A 16,030-nucleotide genomic window follows, 5' to 3' on the forward strand; every position below is an offset into this window, starting at 1 on the left:
CTCGAGGTTCTCGTCCTCGTAGTAGCCCTTCTCGTCCGCGACGTAGAGCTGCGCGAACGCCGGCAGGTCGCTCGGCACGGCGACGTCGATCGTGGCGGGCTCCACCCCCGGGTCACCGGCCTCGGTGCCTTCGTCGTCGGCCGCGTCGTTCGCATCGTCGTCGCCGCCGCACGCGCCGAGGAGCAGCGTCGTGACGACGAGCGCGACCCCGATCGACCGCGGTGCCCGGTGTGGCCGCAGCTCAGCAGAACTGTCCATGCTCTGTCCCCCTCGAAGGATCCATCTGTGACCAGCCCCCCACGGGTTCGCTACACGGCGGCACTCGTCGCGTAGCTCAGGGCGAAGCCCATGCCGTACAAGGTGTGGTGTCCGCCCTCGGCGCCGGCGACCACGATGTAGGTGTCCTCCGGGCGCTGGAACCCGAGGACCTTCCCGTCGACGACCGTCCAGTCGCCCACGGGGATGTTGCCCATCTTCATCGAGTCGACCGGGATGCGGGCCTCCTCGAAGAGCGCCTCCTGCAGCGAGGCCCGGTCCCACCCGGCGTTGGCGAGGATCGCCGCGTGCGTCGGGTTGACGATGAGCACCGGGTTGCCCTGCGACCAGTAGTAACAGGTGCCCAGCGTCCGCATGGCGTGGCCGAAGTGGTCGATCAGGTGGGTCGCCTGCGTGTTGCCGTAGGACGGGATCACGTCGACGAGCCCTTCCACGGGCACCGTGGTGACGACGCTCTGGTCGGCCCGGTAGCCCAGCCAGACGTGCAGCGGCTCCCAGGGGCTCTCCTCCTCGGCCTCCGCGACGCAGAACGTGTACTTCAGCGGCGAGCCGTGGTTCGCCATGTCGATCAGGTCGTCGAAGGACCCGCCGATGTTCCCCATCACGAAGCGGACCGCCCGCCCGACGACGCCGTTCGCGTCGCGGCCGGGCCCGACGAGCCCCCGCCCCGAGCTCAGGCCGCAGTCCTGGCGAGCGGGCCCGTTGACGACCGTCAGTGGGGTGACCGGGTTGGTGGTGCACTGCACCACGTAGAGGTTGAACGGCTCCTCGATCAGCGCCTTGACCGCGGCGACGACGACCTTCAGGTGCTCGGGACGGCAGCCGGCCATGACGGCGTTGACCGCGACGTTCTCGACGGTGGCGATGCCCCGGGCCGACGGGACCGGGCCGATCACCTCGTTCCGGTCCAGCCCCGAGCGCTCGAGGAAGTCCTCCACGCGTACGACGGTCGGGGCGTGCACCGGCAGGCCGTCGGTCCACCCCCGCTCCAGGAGGAGCTCCTCGACCTCTTCGACCGGAACGGTCAGCTCATCGAGCATGTGCAGCCTCTCCTGCCGTGGTCACCCGGGCTCCGGGGCGGACATGCCGAGCGCGCTCCGGATGACGCGGACGGCCTCGGCGCGCAGCGGATCTCCCGTGAGGAAGTCCACGTCCTCCCGCAGGACGAACACCGATTCGGGATCACCGCCGAAGCTCTTGGTCGACGCCTCGCCCCACTGCTGGAACGAGCCGATGACGAGAGCGGGCGCGATGAGGCCCCGGCGCTGCAGTTCGACGCTGGCGTGGCAACTCCACGCCGTGCAACTCCCTCAGTTGCCGAGCCCCGTGATCGCGCCGTGCGCCTTGGCGGCGATGTCGTCGAGGAACTCGGTCGTGGCCAGGTCCGTGTACCGCGGGGCCCGAAACCGGAGCACCTTGGCGGCACCGTGCGCCACCAGCTCCTCCTCGAGCATCTGGCCGAGGCCCAACAGCTTGCCGTTGTCCACCAGCGCTACGGTCTGGCCGACGAACGACTGGCTCGCCGCCATGGCGACCTGCTCGGCGACCTCGGCGTCGAACTCCACGGGCCGGGGCGAGTACAGCTGCATGGTGGACATACGTGGCTCCTTGCCATATATTGGCTACCAAATCCACTACCTGGCACATTGTTGTCTGAGATCACGATCCGGGTCAAGGAGCAGTCCGATGCCCAAGATGTCCTCCGGAGAGGCGACGCCGGTTCGATCGGCGGAACGGATGCTGAACATCCTCGGGTGGTTCAAGCTCGAGCGACCGCGCGGCCGGATATCCGAGATCGCCGAGGATCTGGGCCTCGCTCCCAGCACCGTTCGCCGGCTGGTCACGACGCTCGAGCAGTACCGCTTCCTCGAGCGCGAGCCGGCCTCCGGCGAGTACCGGCTGCACATCGAGGTCGTGCGCCTGGCCGGGATCGCGGTGAGCACCAACGACATGCACCAGGCGGCGGCCCCGGTCCTGGACAAGTTGGCCAAGGAGCTGGACGAGACGCTCATCCTCGCCGTGCTCGACGGACCGCAGGTGGTGCACCTCGCGGTCCGATTGAGCCTCCACCGGCTCTCGATCACGCCGCCGACGGCCCGACGCGTGACCGCGTACGAAGGTGGCGCCAACGGGCGGGTCCTGCTCGCGTGGCTGCCACCCGACGAGGTGGACGCGCTGATCCCGCCCGCCAGGTCGTGGCGCACGCAGACCGCCGACCACGAGATCACCCGCAAGCACTTCTTCGAGCTCCTGGAGACCACGCGCACCTCGGGGCACTCGATCAACGACGGCGTCAGCGACCCGGACCTGTGGGCCGTCGCGGCGCCGGTCCGCGACCACACGGGCAAGGTGCAGGCCGCCCTCAGCCTGCTCGCCCGGCGCAGCTCGATGACCGACGAACGGGCCGAGACGTTCATCGCCCGGGTGCTGGAGGGCGCGGACGCCATCTCGCGGTCGGTCCTCTACGACAAGCGCTCGGCCGACTGACCTCTCGGCGGCGCCCGCCGCGGCCGCGTCGGTCATCCCTCGCGGCAGAGGCGGCGCACCTCGTCCGAGATGGCCGCGACCATATCGGCGGTCGTCGCCGTCCCACCGAGGTCGACGGTCAGCGTCTCACCGGTCGACAGCACGTTCGCCACGGCGGTCTCGAGGCAGGCCCCGGCTGCGGTCGCCGAGGGATCGTCGAAGCGCTCCCCGAGGAACTCGAACAGCAGCTTCCCCGCCATGATCTGGGAGATGGGGTTGACGGTCCCCTTGCCGGTCTTGCCCGGCGCGGTGCCGTGGATCGGCTCGAAGTAGCCCGTCGTGTCGCCGATGTTGCCCCGGGCCGCCAGCCCCACCGATCCGCACGCCGCGGCGAAGGCGTCGGTGAGGATCGAGCCCCACTCGTTCGGGGCGATGATCACGTCGTACTGGCTCGGGTTCTCGATCACCGTGCCGGCGAAGGCGTCGACCTTCCGCACCCACCACTCGACGTCCGGGTACTCCTCCGCCACCTCCTCGCACGACCGGATGAACAGCTGGTCGCTGTTGATGGCCACCGGGAAGGCGCAGATGGCGGCCTTCTTGCGCCGCCGGCGCGCCATGTCGAAGCCGACCCGGGCGATGCGCTGGGACGCCTCCCGGGTGATGAACCGGAAGTCGACCGTCATGTCCTTCGACGGGTAGGCGCTGTGCATGGCGAACAGGCCTTCGCTGTTCTCGCGGACCATCAGGACGTCGATGTCGGGCCGGAGGGCCTTGGCCACGCCCGGGTACGACTTGAGCTGGTTGACGTTCGCGTAGGCCTTCAGGTCGCGCCGCAGCATCAGGCTGACGGGCATCGCGTCCGCGGACTTGGCCGACGCGGTCGGCGCCTTGAGCGCGATCCCGATGTCCAGGATCGTCGCCAGGCTCTCCGGAGGGATGGTCGTCCCGTGGATCGGTGCGCAGTGGGCACCCGCCTCCACCGGCACCCACTCGATCGCCGGCCCCCCGTTCACCTCGAGCAGGACGTCGAAGACCGCCATCGCGGCGTCGGCCATCTCCGGACCGGTCTCGTCCTCCGGTCCACCGCGCACGTAGGCCACCTGGTGCTGCTGCTTCTTCCCCTCCATCACCATCTCCTGGTTCGAGGTCGCTTCGTCGGGCACTTCAGAGACCGACCATGGACACGAGCAACGTGGCGCCGTCGGGGCCGGCCCGCCAGCCGTGGCGGGTACCGGGGAGCACCACGAGATCGCCGGGCGTCAGCGTCACCTCGCTGTCGTCGAGCACGAGGACCAGGCTCCCGGAGAGCAGGACGTCGCAGTCGATCGACGGGGTCCGGTGCATCGCCGCCTGGCGGTTCGGGCCCATGACGACCACCCGCCATCGGGTCCCGCCGGGTGGCATGTCGCGGCTCCACTCCATGTCGGCGGTCGGATCGTGCCCGTCGACCAGCGGCGGGACGGTGTCGGTCGCCCACAGCTCCGCGATCGCGACCTCGTCCGCACCGAGCTGGGACGGGTCGGCCTCGGCGGCGGGCACGACCCTGCGGTTCGGCGAGTTCGGGTTCCGGAAGATCCGCACGGGCTCGCCGTCGCTCACGAGGAGCGACCTGCCGTCGGCGCCGGTACCGGTCACGATCCTTCTCACGGTCGGGCCTCCTCGGCCATCTCGGACATCAGTTGGGCGGCCTGCTCCCGCAGGCGGGCGTAGGCGAGCTTCCCGTTCGCACCGCGGCCGAGCGAGTCGACCACGACGACGTGCCGGGGCGCCTTGTAGGCCGCCAGGTGGGCGCGCGCGTGGTCCCGGAGCTCGGTCGCGTCGACGGTGTGACCGGCTGCGGCCTCGACGACCACCACCACCACCTCGCCGAAGCGGGCGTCGGGGAGGCCGACCACCGCCGCATCCCGTACGGAGGGGTGCTCCTTGAGGACCTCCTCCACCTCCTCGGGGAAGACCTTCTCGCCCCCGGTGTTGACGGAGGCCGATCCGCGACCCAGCAGGGTGAGCGTGCCGTCGGCCTCGACCGTCGCGTAGTCGCCGGGGACGGAGTGCCGGACGCCGTCGATCAGGCGGAACGTGCTCGCCGACTTGTCGGGATCCTTGTAGTACCCGATCGGCTGGTAGCCGGCGACGGCGACGAGACCGACCTCACCGGAACCCGGCTCGACGTCACGGCCGTCCTCCGTGACGACCCGCGCACCGTCGGCGAGCGAGAACCGGGCCGTCGCCGCCGGTCGGTCCGCGGTCGACACGGACTGGGCGATGCCCAGGGCCTCGGAGGACGACAGCGCGTCGACGATCCGCAGGCGGGGCTGCCGCTGCAGCAGCGACCGCTTCGTCGACTCGCTGAGCATGACCCCCGAGCTCACGATGGCGACGAGGCTGCCGAGGTGCCATCTCGTCGGCTCGGCGTCGAGGGCGTCCACCATCGGCTTGGCGAAGGCCTCGCCCACGAGCGAGACGATGTTCACGTGCTCCGCGTCGATCGTGGTCAGGAGCTCGTCCACGTCGAAGCTCCGCTTCGGGAGCGTCACGACGCTGCCGCCCTGGCTCAGCGACGCCATGGCCCCGAAGAGGCCGGTGCCGTGCATCAGGGGGCAGGCGGGGAGCCCGACCGGGCGGCGGCGGGTCGTGACGCGCTCGCGCACGGCGTCGAGCGCGAGCGATGTCGGGTCCTTCCAGAGCCCCTGGCTGAAGCTGTTGTAGAGGTCGTCCTGGCGCCACATCACGCCCTTGGGCATGCCGGTGGTGCCGCCGGTGTAGAGCAGCAGGAGGTCGTCGTCGCTGCGCGCGTCCCGAAGCGGCGGGCCGTTCGCAGCTGCCGCCTCCTCGAAGGGGACCGCCCAGGACGGGCAGGAGCCGCTGCCGTCGTCGACCCACAGCCACAGCGCGATCCGCGGCAGCTGGGCGCGGATGTGCTCGACGCGCTCGGCGAGGGCGCCGTGGAGCACCACGGCCACGACGTCGGCGTTGTCCCAGAGGTAGACCAGCTCCCCGTCGAGGTAGCGGTAGTTGGAGTTGACGGGTACGAGCCCGGCCTTCATCGTCGCGAAGAGGGCCTCGATGTACTCGTTGCCGTTGTAGAGGTACTGCGCGACCTTGTCCTGGGGCTGGGCACCGTGGGCCACGAGCGTCCGCGCGACTGCCGTCGCGCGGCGGTCGAGCTCCGCCCAGGTCCTGCGCTCGGCGCCGTGGACGAGTGCCGGCTCGTCCGGGATGGCCTCGGCGATGGTCTCCCACACGTCGGCGAAGTTCCAATGCCGCCTCGATGGGTCAACCATGGCCCGGCCCCCGTCCACCCGTTGGTCGTGTGCCACATAATGACCTTCATGGTCATTACCTGGCTTCGAGCCAGTATTCCCACGCGGCGACCCCGTGTCAACGGGCGCGGCGACGGCAGGTGGCGGAGGTGGACGGGAATCGAACCCGCCGGACGGGAAACCCCGTCCCAACCGCTTTGAAGGCGGCGGAGCCCACCAGGTACTCGGACACCTCCCCGAACCACACGCGTGCGGTTCGATCGGGACACCGTACCGTCACCTGCGAACTCGACCTCGACCTCGAGTTGGCCGTTCTCGCCCCGCCTTCAAAGCGGGTGGTGGTCGCGGCCCTGCGACGGCGGGTTCGATTCCCGTCCACCTCCGCCATCTCCGCCATCTCCGCCACTCGGCAGGCGTGGGCCGGCGATGCGCACGTCGCCGCGCCGCCGGGTCACGCCGGTGGCGTCGAGCTGGGCCAGCAGGGGCAGGGCGTACTTGCGGCTGGTGGCGAACGCTTCACGGGCCTGGGACGCGGTGAAGCCGGCGGGGTGCTCCGCCAGCAGGTCGGCGACCATCCGGGCGGCCCGCTCCACGGCTGCCGCGGCGAAGCTGACGCCATCGCGCTGCACGACCTGGCCCCGGCGCACCAGCTCCCGCAGCTCGGCCGGGTCGATGCCGACTTCGCCGGGGTCGGGCGGGTTGAAGGGCTCGGCTTCGAGGGCGGCGACGTAGGGATGGTCGGCGAGGGGGTCGGCCGGGGCGTCGGCGGCGCGGGCCCGGCCCAGGTCCACCGTGACGTCGTCGAGGGTGGCGAGCACCGCGCGCTGGCGGTCGTCGAGCACCGCCACGTCGAACCCAAGCGGTCCGGCGACGTGCAGCGCGGCGCGGATCGCCGCCTCCTCGTCGGCCCGGGCCTCCGGGGACACGACCCAGCGGCCCAGCGTCGGGGCCCGCGTCTCGCCGGTCATCGCCTCCAGGTCGGCGACGTCGACCCAGCCTCGCTCGGCGACCATGCGGTCGAGGTCCCGCGACGGCCGGGCCTTGGACGCGGGTAGCACCGGGGCGACGTCGAGCACCTCGCCCCCGCCGATCGTCTCGCCCCGCCCGTCCTCCCGGAGCACGAACCGGTCGCCGAGCACCAGCGGCAGGGCGACGGGCAGGTGGAGTCGCACGAAGCCCCGCTCGCCCGGCAGCAGCGCGTGGGCTCCGAGCACCCTGAGCCGCACGTGGTGTTCGCCGCTGCCCAGGTGGGCGGCGTACGAACCGCGACGGGTCACCTCGTGGTCGAGGGCGGCGAGCACCTCCAGCGAGGCGTCGACCGTCCGGGACGGGCGCCACTGACCCGGGCGCACCAAGGCGTGGCCGCGCACCATCTCGGCCAGCGCCGCGCCCGTCAGGTTGACGGCCACCCGGCTGCCCGGGGCGACCTCGTCGCGGGCGTGCTTGAGCGACTGCAGGCCCCGCACCCGGACCGCCCGATCACCCGGGACGACCGCCAGCTCGTCGCCGGTGCGCAACGACCCGCCGGTCAGCGTGCCGGTCACGACCGTGCCCGAGCCCCGGGCCACGAACGCCCGGTCGATCCACAGCCGGGGCCGCCCGAGATCGGGCGCCGGCGGCCGGGTGCCGACGGCGCGATCGATGGCCGCCCGCAGCTCGTCGAGCCCCACGCCGGCCACGGCGTCCACTTCGACCAGCGGTGCGTCGGCCAGGAACGTGCCGGCCACGTGGTCGGCCACGTCGGACCGCGCCAGCTCGCGCCACTCGTCGTCGACCAGGCCGACCTTGGTGAGGGCGACCACCCCATCGCGGATGCCGAGCAGCTCCAGGATCCGGAGGTGCTCCTCCGACTGGGGCTTCCACCCCTCGGTGGCGGCCACCACGAACAGGCAGGCCTCCACCATGCCGACCCCCGCCAACATGTTCTTCACGAACCGGGCGTGCCCGGGCACGTCGACGAACGCCAGCTCGCCGCCGCCCGGCAGGGTCGTCCACGCGAACCCCAGGTCGATGGTCAGCCCCCGGGCCTTCTCCTCGGCCAGCCGGTCGGGGTCCATCGTCGTGAGCGCCTGCACCAGCGTGGACTTGCCGTGGTCGACGTGACCGGCGGTGGCTACCACCCGCACGCGGTCACTCTCCGTCCCATTCGTCCACAGCCGGAGCTTACGAGCACGACGAGAAGAGCCCCGGGGAGGCCGCCGAGCTGTCGGCGCTCCACACCCGCAACGTCAGGTGAGGGCCGCGAGCGCCGCCGCCACCACGGCGTCGTCGGCCGGGTCGACCGTGCGCAGGTCGACCAGGGTCTCGTCCCGCTGGACGCGGGCGACGATCGGCCGGGGCCGGGTGCCGCGCAGCGCGGCCCGGTGGTCGCCCGGCAGCGACACGCCCCACGACGGGATCTCCACGCCCGGCAGCGCCCCGCCGCCGGCCACCGACGCGCACTCGACCGCGACCGGGCCGTCGAGCGTCGACACCAGCTTCTCGGCGCGCTCCCGCAGCGCGTCGACCGGGATCGTCGCCATGCGCCAGAACGGCAGCTGGTGGGCACGGCGGTCGAGGTAGGCGAGCGCCACCTCCTGGAGCGCCCCCAGCACCAGGCCGCCCGGGCGCACGGCGCGGTAGAGCGGATGGGCGGCGCAGGCGGCGACCAGGTCGGCCCGCCCCACCACGATGCCGGCCTGGGGGCCGCCCAGCAGCTTGTCGCCCGAGAACGTGACCAGCGCGGCGCCGGCGTCGAGCGACTGGCGGACCGCGGGCTCCGACGCCAGCCAGCCGGGCGGGCCGTCCGGCAGCCACGGGCACGCCGCGTCGAGCAGCCCGGAGCCCACGTCGACCACCACCGGCGGCCCGAGCCCGGCCAGCTCGGCGACGCCGACGGAGCTGGTGAAGCCCTCGATCCGGTAGTTCGACGTGTGCACCTTCAGCAGCAGGGCGGCCTCGCCGGCGGCGGCGCGGTAGTCGTCGACCCGGGTGCGGTTGGTGGTGCCGACCTCGGCGAGCCGGCTGCCCGACAGCTCCATGATCTCCGGGATCCGGAAGCCCCCGCCGATCTCGATCAGCTCGCCGCGCGACACGGCCGTCGTCCGCCCCGACGCCAGCGACGCCAGCACCACCAGCAGCGCCGACGCGCCGTTGTTGACCACCAGCGCCGCCTCGGCCCCGCAGGCCCGGGCCAGCAGCGTGCCGACGTGGTCCTGCCGGGAGCCCCGGCGGCCGGTGACGAGGTCGAGCTCCAGGTTGGCGTAGCTCGCGGCCTGCGTCGCGGCGAACGGCGCCCGACCCAGGTTGGTGTGCAGCAGGACGCCGGTGGCGTTGACCACGGGCTGCAGGAGGCCGGCCCGGGCCCGTTCGACCTCGTCGACGGCCGAGCCCGCGTCGCCGCGGGCGAGCGCGGCCCGGGCCGCGTCCACCAGCAGTGGGTGCGGGAGGCCCGAGGCGGCGAGCGAGCGGGCCAGGGCGTCGACCGAGGGCGGCCGGTCGGGCCCGTCCATCAGCGCAGGGTGATCGCCGGCGGACCGTCGACCACGTGCCCGACCTCCACGAACCCTTCGCCCCGCAGGTCGTCCACCAACGCCGGGTCGACCGCCGCCAGCAACCCGCCCGAGGTCTGGGGGTCGAACGCGAGCGCGGCCGCGGCGTCGTCGGCCTCGAGCTTCACGTGGCCGGCGACGTAGTCGCGGTTGCGGGCGTCGCCCCCGGTGCGGACACCCGCCGCGGCCACCTCCGCCACGCCGTCGAGCACCGGCAGGCGCTCCGCCTCGAACACCAGCAGGGCGCCCGACCGCTCGGCCATCTCCCAGCCGTGGCCCAGCAAGCCGAAACCGGTCACGTCGGTCACGGCACGGACCCCTTCCCGGTGCTCCCGGAGCATCCACGCCGCCGCCCGGTTCAGCCGCCGCATGCTGGTCGTCGCCGCGGCCACGATCGCGGCGTCGCCCGAGGCGAGCGCCAGGCCCGTGCCCAGCGGCTTCGACAGCACCAGCACGTCGCCCGGCCGGGCGCCGCCGGTGGTGAACTGCCGGCCCGGCACCACCACGCCCTGCACCGCCAGCCCGAAGATGGGCTCGGGCGAGCGGATCGTGTGGCCACCGGCCACCACTCCCCCGGCCTCGACCACCACCTCCGCCGCCGCCCGGAAGATCTCCTGGATCACCGGCACCGGCAACGTCTCCGGGAACGCGGCGATGTTGAGCGCCATCACCACGTCGCCGCCCATGGCGAACACGTCGCTGCAGGCGTTGGCCGCGGCGATGGCGCCGTAGTCGGCCGGATCGTCCACCAGCGGCGGGAAGAAGTCGGTGGTCGACACCAGCGCCACGCCGTCGGCGATCTGCGCCACCGCGGCGTCGTCGGAGGGCGCCAGCCCCACCAGCAGCCCGCCGGCGGCGTCGGGCGGGACGGCCGACAGCAACTCGCCCAGCAACGACGCCCCCCACTTCGCCGCGCACCCCCCACACGAGGTCAGCTCCGTGAGCCGGACCGGTTCGCTCAACACCACAGCCGTCCTCCTCGACGTCGTCCCACGCCCCGCACGCTACCGACGGGTCGCCGCGCCCCCGAAGCTGGTCGCGGTGCTAGCCGGCGGCCATGGATTCGAGCACGTCCTTGGTGGTCTTCACCTGGCCCACCATCGGGAACGTGTAGCGGACCGAGTGGTCGTGCTCCTCGGCGCTGAGCGCTCGCATGACGTCGGTGACGAACACCACGTCGTAGCCGTGCGACCGGGCCTCCCGAGCGGTGCTCTCGGCACCGAAGTTGGTGGCGATGCCGCCTATGACCAGGGTCCTGACGCCCAGCCGGCGGAGCTGGAGGTCGAGGTCGGTGGCGTGGAAGGCGTTCCACGAGTGCTTGCGGACCAGGTGGTCCTCGGCCTTGGGGCCGAGCTCCTCGGGCAGGGCGCCGAAGTCCGGCTCGCGGGCCGCGGCCATGATCTGGCTCATGTCCCGCTCGATCGGGATGGACGGCCCCACTCGCGCTGCGCCGGCGGCCTGCACCGCCTGACCGCCGGGCCGACCGGCGTTGGCCGTCAGCACCACCAGGCTGTGGCGCTCCCGGAAGGCGTCGGCCAGGGCGACGGCGTTGGCCAGCACGGTGGGCCCGTCGTTGCCGTAGATCGGCATGCGCAGGAAGCCCTTGGTGATGTCCACCAGCACGAGCGCGGACGTGGCTGCGTCGAAGTTCGGGATGGTCACGGGTCGTCCCCCTTGGTCGCCTGATTTGATACGAAACTAACAGATTGTGTTCAATTGGTCTCATATCGACCCCTGAGCTGACGAGCGCCGTCGACACCTCCTCCGAGGAGTACCGCCAGAACGTCGAGGCCTTCGACGAACTGGTCGCCGACCTGCGCGCCCGGCTCGACGGGGCCCGCCGCGGCGGCCCGGAGCCCTCGCGGGCACGGCACGTCGCACGAGGCAAGCTCCTGCCCCGCGACCGGGTCGCCACCCTGCTCGACCCCGGATCGCCGTTCCTGGAGCTGTCGCCGCTGGCCGCCCACGGCATGTACGGCGACGAGGTGCCGGCCGCCGGCATCATCACCGGCGTCGGCGTCGTCGCCGGCCAGCGGTGCGTGATCGTGGCCAACGACGCCACCGTCAAGGGCGGCACCTACCACCCCGTCACCGTCAAGAAGCACCTCCGGGCGCAGGAGGTCGCGCTCGACAACCGCCTCCCCTGCGTCTACCTGGTCGACTCCGGCGGCGCGTTCCTCCCCGAGCAGCACGAGGTCTTCCCCGACCGAGACCACTTCGGCCGCATCTTCTACAACCAGGCCCGCCTGTCGGCGGCCGGCATCGCCCAGGTGGCGGCCGTGCTCGGGTCGTGCACCGCGGGCGGCGCCTACGTGCCGGCGATGAGCGACGAGGCCGTGATCGTGCGCGACCAGGGCACGATCTTCCTGGGCGGCCCGCCGCTGGTGAAAGCGGCCACGGGCGAGGTCGTCACCGCCGAGGAGCTGGGTGGCGGCGAACTGCACTCCGCTACGTCCGGGGTCACCGACCACCTGGCGGAGGACGACGCCCACGCCCTGCAGATCGTGCGCTCGATCGTGTCCACCCTGCCCGCCGACCGGGAACCTCCGTGGGTCGTCCATCCCCCCGCGGAGCCCGCGGTCGACCCCGATCAGCTCCACGGCGTGATCCCCGCCGACAACCGCACGCCCTACGACGTGCGCGAGGTCGTCGCCCGGCTGGTCGACGCCAGCCGGTTCCTCGAGTTCAAGCACCGCTACGGCCCGACGCTGGTCACCGGCTTCGCCCGGATCTGGGGCCACCCGGTCGGCATCGTGGCCAACAACGGCGTCCTGTTCTCGGAGTCGGCGCTCAAGGGCGCCCACTTCGTCGAGCTGTGCGACCAGCGGGGCGTGCCGCTGCTGTTCCTGCAGAACATCACCGGGTTCATGGACGGCCGCCGGTACGAGGCGGGCGGGATCGCCAAGCACGGCGCCAAGATGGTCAACGCCGTGGCCAACGCCCGGGTGCCGAAGCTGACGGTCGTGATCGGCGGGTCCTACGGCGCCGGCAACTACAGCATGTGCGGGCGGGCCTATTCGCCCCGGTTCCTCTGGATGTGGCCCAACGCCCGCATCTCGGTCATGGGCGGCGAGCAGGCGGCGTCGGTGCTGGCCACCGTGCGCCGCGACCAGCTGGAGGCCGCGGGCGAGGAGTGGCCGCCCGACGAGGAGGAGGCCTTCCGCCGCCCCATCCGCGAGCAGTACGAGCGCCAGGGCCATCCCTACTTCTCCACGGCCCGACTGTGGGACGACGGCATCATCGAGCCCTCGCAGACCCGCCGGGTCCTCGGCCTCGCCCTGGCCGTGACCGGCCAGGCGCCCCTGGGGCCCACCGGCTACGGCGTCTTCAGGATGTGACGGGAGCCGTGTTCGACACCGTGCTGGTCGCCAACCGGGGCGAGATCGCCGTGCGCGTGATCCGTACCCTGCGCAGGCTGGCGATCCGGTCGGTGGCCGTGTTCAGCGACGCGGACGCCGGCGCCCGCCACGTGGTCGAAGCTGACGTCGCCCGGCGGATCGGCCCGGCGCCCGCAGCCGAGAGCTACCTGAGCGTCGAGCGGATCGTGGAGGCCGCGCTGGCCTCCGGCGCCCAGGCGCTGCACCCCGGCTACGGCTTCCTGGCCGAGAGCACCGGCCTGGCCGTCGCGTGCGCCGAGGCCGGCATCGTCTTCGTGGGGCCGCCGGTGGAGGCCATCGAGGCGATGGGCGACAAGATCCGCGCCAAGCAGACGGTCGCCGCGCAGGGCGTGCGGGTGGTGCCGGGCGTGGCCGAGACGGGGCTCACGGACGACGAGCTGGTGGAGCGGGCCGTCGATGTCGGGCTGCCGCTGCTGGTCAAGCCCTCGGCCGGCGGTGGCGGCAAGGGCATGCGCCTGGTCACGGATCTCGGCGACCTGCCCACCGAGATCGCCGCGGCCCGCCGGGAGGCCCGGGGCGCCTTCGGCGACGACACGTTGCTGCTGGAGCGCTTCGTCGAGCGGCCCCGCCACATCGAGGTGCAGATCCTCGCCGACGGCCACGGCAACGTCGTCCACCTCGGCGAGCGGGAGTGCAGCCTCCAACGCCGCCACCAGAAGGTGATCGAGGAGGCCCCCTCCCCCGCCCTGTCCGAAGGCGATCGGCAGGCGATCGCCGCACAGGCGGTGGCGGCCGCCCGGGCGTGCGGCTACGTCAACGCCGGCACGGTCGAGTTCCTCGTGTCCGGCGACCGGCCCGACGAGGCGTTCTTCCTCGAGATGAACACCCGCCTCCAGGTCGAGCACCCGGTGACGGAGATGGTGTGGGGCGTCGACCTCGTCGAGCTCCAGCTCCGGGTGGCGGCGGGCGGGCCCCTTCCCTTCACGCAGGACCAGCTCGCCCCGACCGGTCACGCCATGGAGGCCCGCGTGTACGCCGAGGACCCCGCCCGGGGGTTCCTGCCCACGGGCGGCAGCGTCGTCTCCCTCAGCGAAGCCGACGGCCTGCCGGACGTGCGCGTCGACTCGTCACTGCTGGTGGGCAGCGACGTGGGTTCGACCTACGACCCGATGTTGGCCAAGGTCGTCGCCTGGGGGCCCGACCGCGACGCCGCCCGGCGGACCCTGGCCCGGGCGCTCGCCGCCACCAGCGTGCTGGGCGTGACCACCAACGTCGGCTTCCTGCGGACGACGCTGGCCGCACCCGAGGTGGTGCGGGGCGAGCTGGACACGGGGCTGGTGGAGCGGATCGCGGGGCGGGCGCCGCCCCCGTCGACCCCACGCGAGGCGGTCGTCGCCGCCGCCCTCGCCCGCTTCGCCTCCGATGCCGGAGCCGCCGCCCCGCCCGGCGGCCCCTGGGAGGCCCGCGACGGATGGCGCCTGGGTGAGCCGGCCTGGACCACATGGAGCGCCCGGACCGGCGACGGCGAGCCCGTCGCCGTCAGGCTGCGGCGCACGTCCGACGTCGACGGCTTCGAGGTGGCCGACGAGGACGGCTCCGTGGTGCCGGCGTCACTCTCCCGCACGGCGGGGCGGGCGCGGCTGGACTTCGCCGGCCAGGTCACGGTCGTGCACCTCGCGGTCGCCGGCCCGACCGTGTGGGTCGGCCGCGACGGCGAGGCCTGGCGGTTCACCGAGCCCGACCCGGCCGCCGTCCGGGACCCGGGGTCCGGACCAGGCGGCGCCGCCGCGGTCACCAGCCCCATGCCCGGCACGGTGGTGGCCCTGGCCGTGGCCGTGGGCGACGAGGTCGTCGCCGGCCAGGCCCTGGTCAGCGTGGAGGCCATGAAGATGGAGCACACCCTGCGGGCGGCGGTCGACGGCGCGGTGAGCGAGGTGCTCGTCGAGGCGGGCGACCGGATCGCGCTCGACCAGCTGCTGGTCGTCGTGAAGGCGGCCGGCACCCAGGAGGGATGATGGACTTCGACCTGTCCGACGAGCACGAGGCCTTCCGCCGAGTGGTCCGCGACTTCGCCGAGGGCGAGATCGCGCCCCACGCCGCCCGGTGGGACGAGGAGCACACGTTCCCCGTCGAGACCGTGCGGGCCATGGGCGACCTTGGGCTGTTCGGGCTGGTGTTCCCCGGCGAGTGGGGTGGCGGCGACGGCGACTTCGCCTCCCTCTGCATCGCCATCGAGGAGATCGGCCGCGTCGACCAGTCGATGGGCATCACGCTCTCGGCCGGTGTCGGGCTGGGGGCGAACCCGATCTTCCGCTTCGGCACGCAGGAGCAGAAGGCACGCTGGCTCCCCGACCTGGTGGCCGGCACCGCGCTCGGGGCCTTCGGGCTGACCGAGCCGGACGCCGGCAGCGACGCCGGGGCCACCAAGACCCGGGCGCGCCCCCAGGGTGACGACTGGGTCATCGACGGGGCCAAGGCATTCATCACCAACTCGGGGACGCCCCTCACCTCGATCGTCACCGTCACCGCCCGCACCGACGACGGCATCTCCACCTTCGTCGTCGAGGCCGGCACCCCCGGCCTCCTGGTGGAGCCGCCTTACCGGAAGCTCGGGTGGCACGCCAGCGACACCCACGGGGTGGTGCTCGACGGCTGCGTGGTGCCCGACCACCACCTGCTGGGGACGCCGGGGTCGGGGTTCCGCAACTTCCTCTCCATCCTCGACGACGGCCGGGTGGCCATCTCGGCCCTCGCCCTGGGCTGCGCTCGCGCCTGCCTCGAGCAGGCCGTCGCCTACGCCAAGGAGCGCACCGCCTTCGGGGGACCGATCGGGCGCAACCAGGCCGTCGCCTTCGCCCTGGCCGACCTCGAGGTGGCCGTGGAGAACGCCACCAACCTCACCTACAAGGCGGCTTGGTTGAAGGACCGCGGCCGGCCCTTCACGCACGCCGCGGCCATGGCGAAGCTGTACTCGACCGAGACGGCCGTGACCGCCACGCGGGTGGCCACCCAGGTGTTCGGGGGCAGCGGCTTCATGGAGGAGAACCCGATCGCGCGCTTCTACCGCGATGCCAAGATCCTGGAGATCGGCGAGGGGACCAGCGAGATCCAGCGCCTGGTGATCGGCCGGGGCCTCGGCCTGCCCGTGGCCTGACGC

The 16,030-nt window shown here is 72.8% G+C and carries 14 protein-coding genes and 1 tRNA gene; 4 read left to right on the top strand and 11 right to left on the bottom strand.

Annotated elements, in window-relative coordinates:
- The 3 genes from VK611_08860 to VK611_08870 all read right to left on the bottom strand — a co-directional run.
- Positions 1 to 258: hypothetical protein (locus VK611_08860; protein ID HMG41428.1), on the bottom strand; the 258-nt coding region annotated here is incomplete at its 3' end.
- A gap of 50 nt (positions 259 to 308) precedes the next feature.
- On the bottom strand, positions 309 to 1,316 hold the full coding sequence (locus VK611_08865; GenBank protein HMG41429.1) for a hypothetical protein: 1,008 nt from the start codon (positions 1,314 to 1,316) through the stop codon (positions 309 to 311).
- A gap of 270 nt (positions 1,317 to 1,586) precedes the next feature.
- The gene (locus VK611_08870; GenBank protein ID HMG41430.1) at positions 1,587 to 1,874 is read right to left on the bottom strand and encodes a hypothetical protein; all 288 of its coding nucleotides are present in this window, start codon (positions 1,872 to 1,874) and stop codon (positions 1,587 to 1,589) included.
- A gap of 88 nt (positions 1,875 to 1,962) precedes the next feature.
- Between VK611_08870 and VK611_08875 the strand changes: the two genes are divergently transcribed.
- Complete coding sequence (locus VK611_08875; protein HMG41431.1) at positions 1,963 to 2,763, top strand: IclR family transcriptional regulator; 801 nt, start codon at positions 1,963 to 1,965, stop codon at positions 2,761 to 2,763.
- Between the two features lie 32 nt (positions 2,764 to 2,795).
- Here the strand turns inward: VK611_08875 and VK611_08880 are convergent, their stop codons facing one another.
- The 8 genes from VK611_08880 to VK611_08915 all read right to left on the bottom strand — a co-directional run bounded on the left by VK611_08880 (position 2,796) and on the right by VK611_08915 (position 11,197).
- The gene (locus tag VK611_08880) at positions 2,796 to 3,872 is read right to left on the bottom strand and encodes an isocitrate/isopropylmalate family dehydrogenase (GenBank protein HMG41432.1); all 1,077 of its coding nucleotides are present in this window, start codon (positions 3,870 to 3,872) and stop codon (positions 2,796 to 2,798) included.
- Between the two features lie 37 nt (positions 3,873 to 3,909).
- Positions 3,910 to 4,392 carry a hypothetical protein gene (locus tag VK611_08885; GenBank protein HMG41433.1) on the bottom strand — a complete coding sequence of 161 codons (483 nt, stop codon included), beginning with the start codon at positions 4,390 to 4,392 and terminating at the stop codon, positions 3,910 to 3,912.
- Complete coding sequence (locus VK611_08890) at positions 4,389 to 6,026, bottom strand: AMP-binding protein (protein ID HMG41434.1); 1,638 nt, start codon at positions 6,024 to 6,026, stop codon at positions 4,389 to 4,391. The genes VK611_08885 and VK611_08890 overlap by 4 nt, the downstream gene beginning before the upstream one ends.
- 120 nt (positions 6,027 to 6,146) lie before the next feature.
- Positions 6,147 to 6,241: transfer RNA gene (locus VK611_08895), tRNA-Sec, on the bottom strand.
- 90 nt (positions 6,242 to 6,331) lie between these two features.
- Complete coding sequence (gene selB, locus VK611_08900) at positions 6,332 to 8,131, bottom strand: selenocysteine-specific translation elongation factor (protein HMG41435.1); 1,800 nt, start codon at positions 8,129 to 8,131, stop codon at positions 6,332 to 6,334.
- 102 nt (positions 8,132 to 8,233) lie between these two features.
- Entirely contained in the window at positions 8,234 to 9,496 is a 1,263-nt protein-coding gene (gene selA, locus VK611_08905; protein HMG41436.1) for an L-seryl-tRNA(Sec) selenium transferase, read from the bottom strand.
- Positions 9,496 to 10,500 carry a selenide, water dikinase SelD gene (selD, locus tag VK611_08910; protein HMG41437.1) on the bottom strand — a complete coding sequence of 335 codons (1,005 nt, stop codon included), beginning with the start codon at positions 10,498 to 10,500 and terminating at the stop codon, positions 9,496 to 9,498. Before selD ends, selA begins: the two co-directional genes overlap by 1 nt.
- Positions 10,501 to 10,579: 79 nt before the next feature.
- Positions 10,580 to 11,197 (bottom strand): isochorismatase family protein, encoded by a 618-nt coding sequence (locus tag VK611_08915; GenBank protein HMG41438.1) that lies wholly within the window; start codon positions 11,195 to 11,197, stop codon positions 10,580 to 10,582.
- A gap of 44 nt (positions 11,198 to 11,241) precedes the next feature.
- Between VK611_08915 and VK611_08920 the strand changes: the two genes are divergently transcribed.
- The 3 genes from VK611_08920 to VK611_08930 are packed head-to-tail and all read left to right on the top strand — an operon-like array spanning position 11,242 to position 16,027.
- Positions 11,242 to 12,873, top strand: coding sequence for a carboxyl transferase domain-containing protein (locus tag VK611_08920; protein HMG41439.1), 1,632 nt, complete (start codon positions 11,242 to 11,244; stop codon positions 12,871 to 12,873).
- A gap of 8 nt (positions 12,874 to 12,881) precedes the next feature.
- Entirely contained in the window at positions 12,882 to 14,888 is a 2,007-nt protein-coding gene (locus VK611_08925; GenBank protein HMG41440.1) for a biotin carboxylase N-terminal domain-containing protein, read from the top strand.
- Positions 14,888 to 16,027 carry an acyl-CoA dehydrogenase family protein gene (locus VK611_08930; GenBank protein ID HMG41441.1) on the top strand — a complete coding sequence of 380 codons (1,140 nt, stop codon included), beginning with the start codon at positions 14,888 to 14,890 and terminating at the stop codon, positions 16,025 to 16,027. The genes VK611_08925 and VK611_08930 overlap by 1 nt, the downstream gene beginning before the upstream one ends.
- Positions 16,028 to 16,030: the final 3 nt, after the last annotated feature.

Source organism: Acidimicrobiales bacterium (genome assembly GCA_035316325.1).
Lineage (GTDB): Bacteria > Actinomycetota > Acidimicrobiia > Acidimicrobiales > VFJN01 > DASXTK01.

Bases quoted from the DNA above. Each gene is read 5' to 3' on its own strand.
- VK611_08865 (HMG41429.1), bottom strand. From the start codon at position 1,316: ATGCTCGATGAGCTGACCGTTCCGGTCGAAGAGGTCGAGGAGCTCCTC.
- VK611_08870 (HMG41430.1), bottom strand. From the start codon at position 1,874: ATGTCCACCATGCAGCTGTACTCGCCCCGGCCCGTGGAGTTCGACGCC.
- VK611_08875 (HMG41431.1), top strand. From the start codon at position 1,963: ATGCCCAAGATGTCCTCCGGAGAGGCGACGCCGGTTCGATCGGCGGAA.
- VK611_08880 (HMG41432.1), bottom strand. From the start codon at position 3,872: ATGGAGGGGAAGAAGCAGCAGCACCAGGTGGCCTACGTGCGCGGTGGA.
- VK611_08890 (HMG41434.1), bottom strand. From the start codon at position 6,026: ATGGTTGACCCATCGAGGCGGCATTGGAACTTCGCCGACGTGTGGGAG.
- selA (HMG41436.1), bottom strand. From the start codon at position 9,496: ATGGACGGGCCCGACCGGCCGCCCTCGGTCGACGCCCTGGCCCGCTCG.
- VK611_08930 (HMG41441.1), top strand. From the start codon at position 14,888: ATGGACTTCGACCTGTCCGACGAGCACGAGGCCTTCCGCCGAGTGGTC.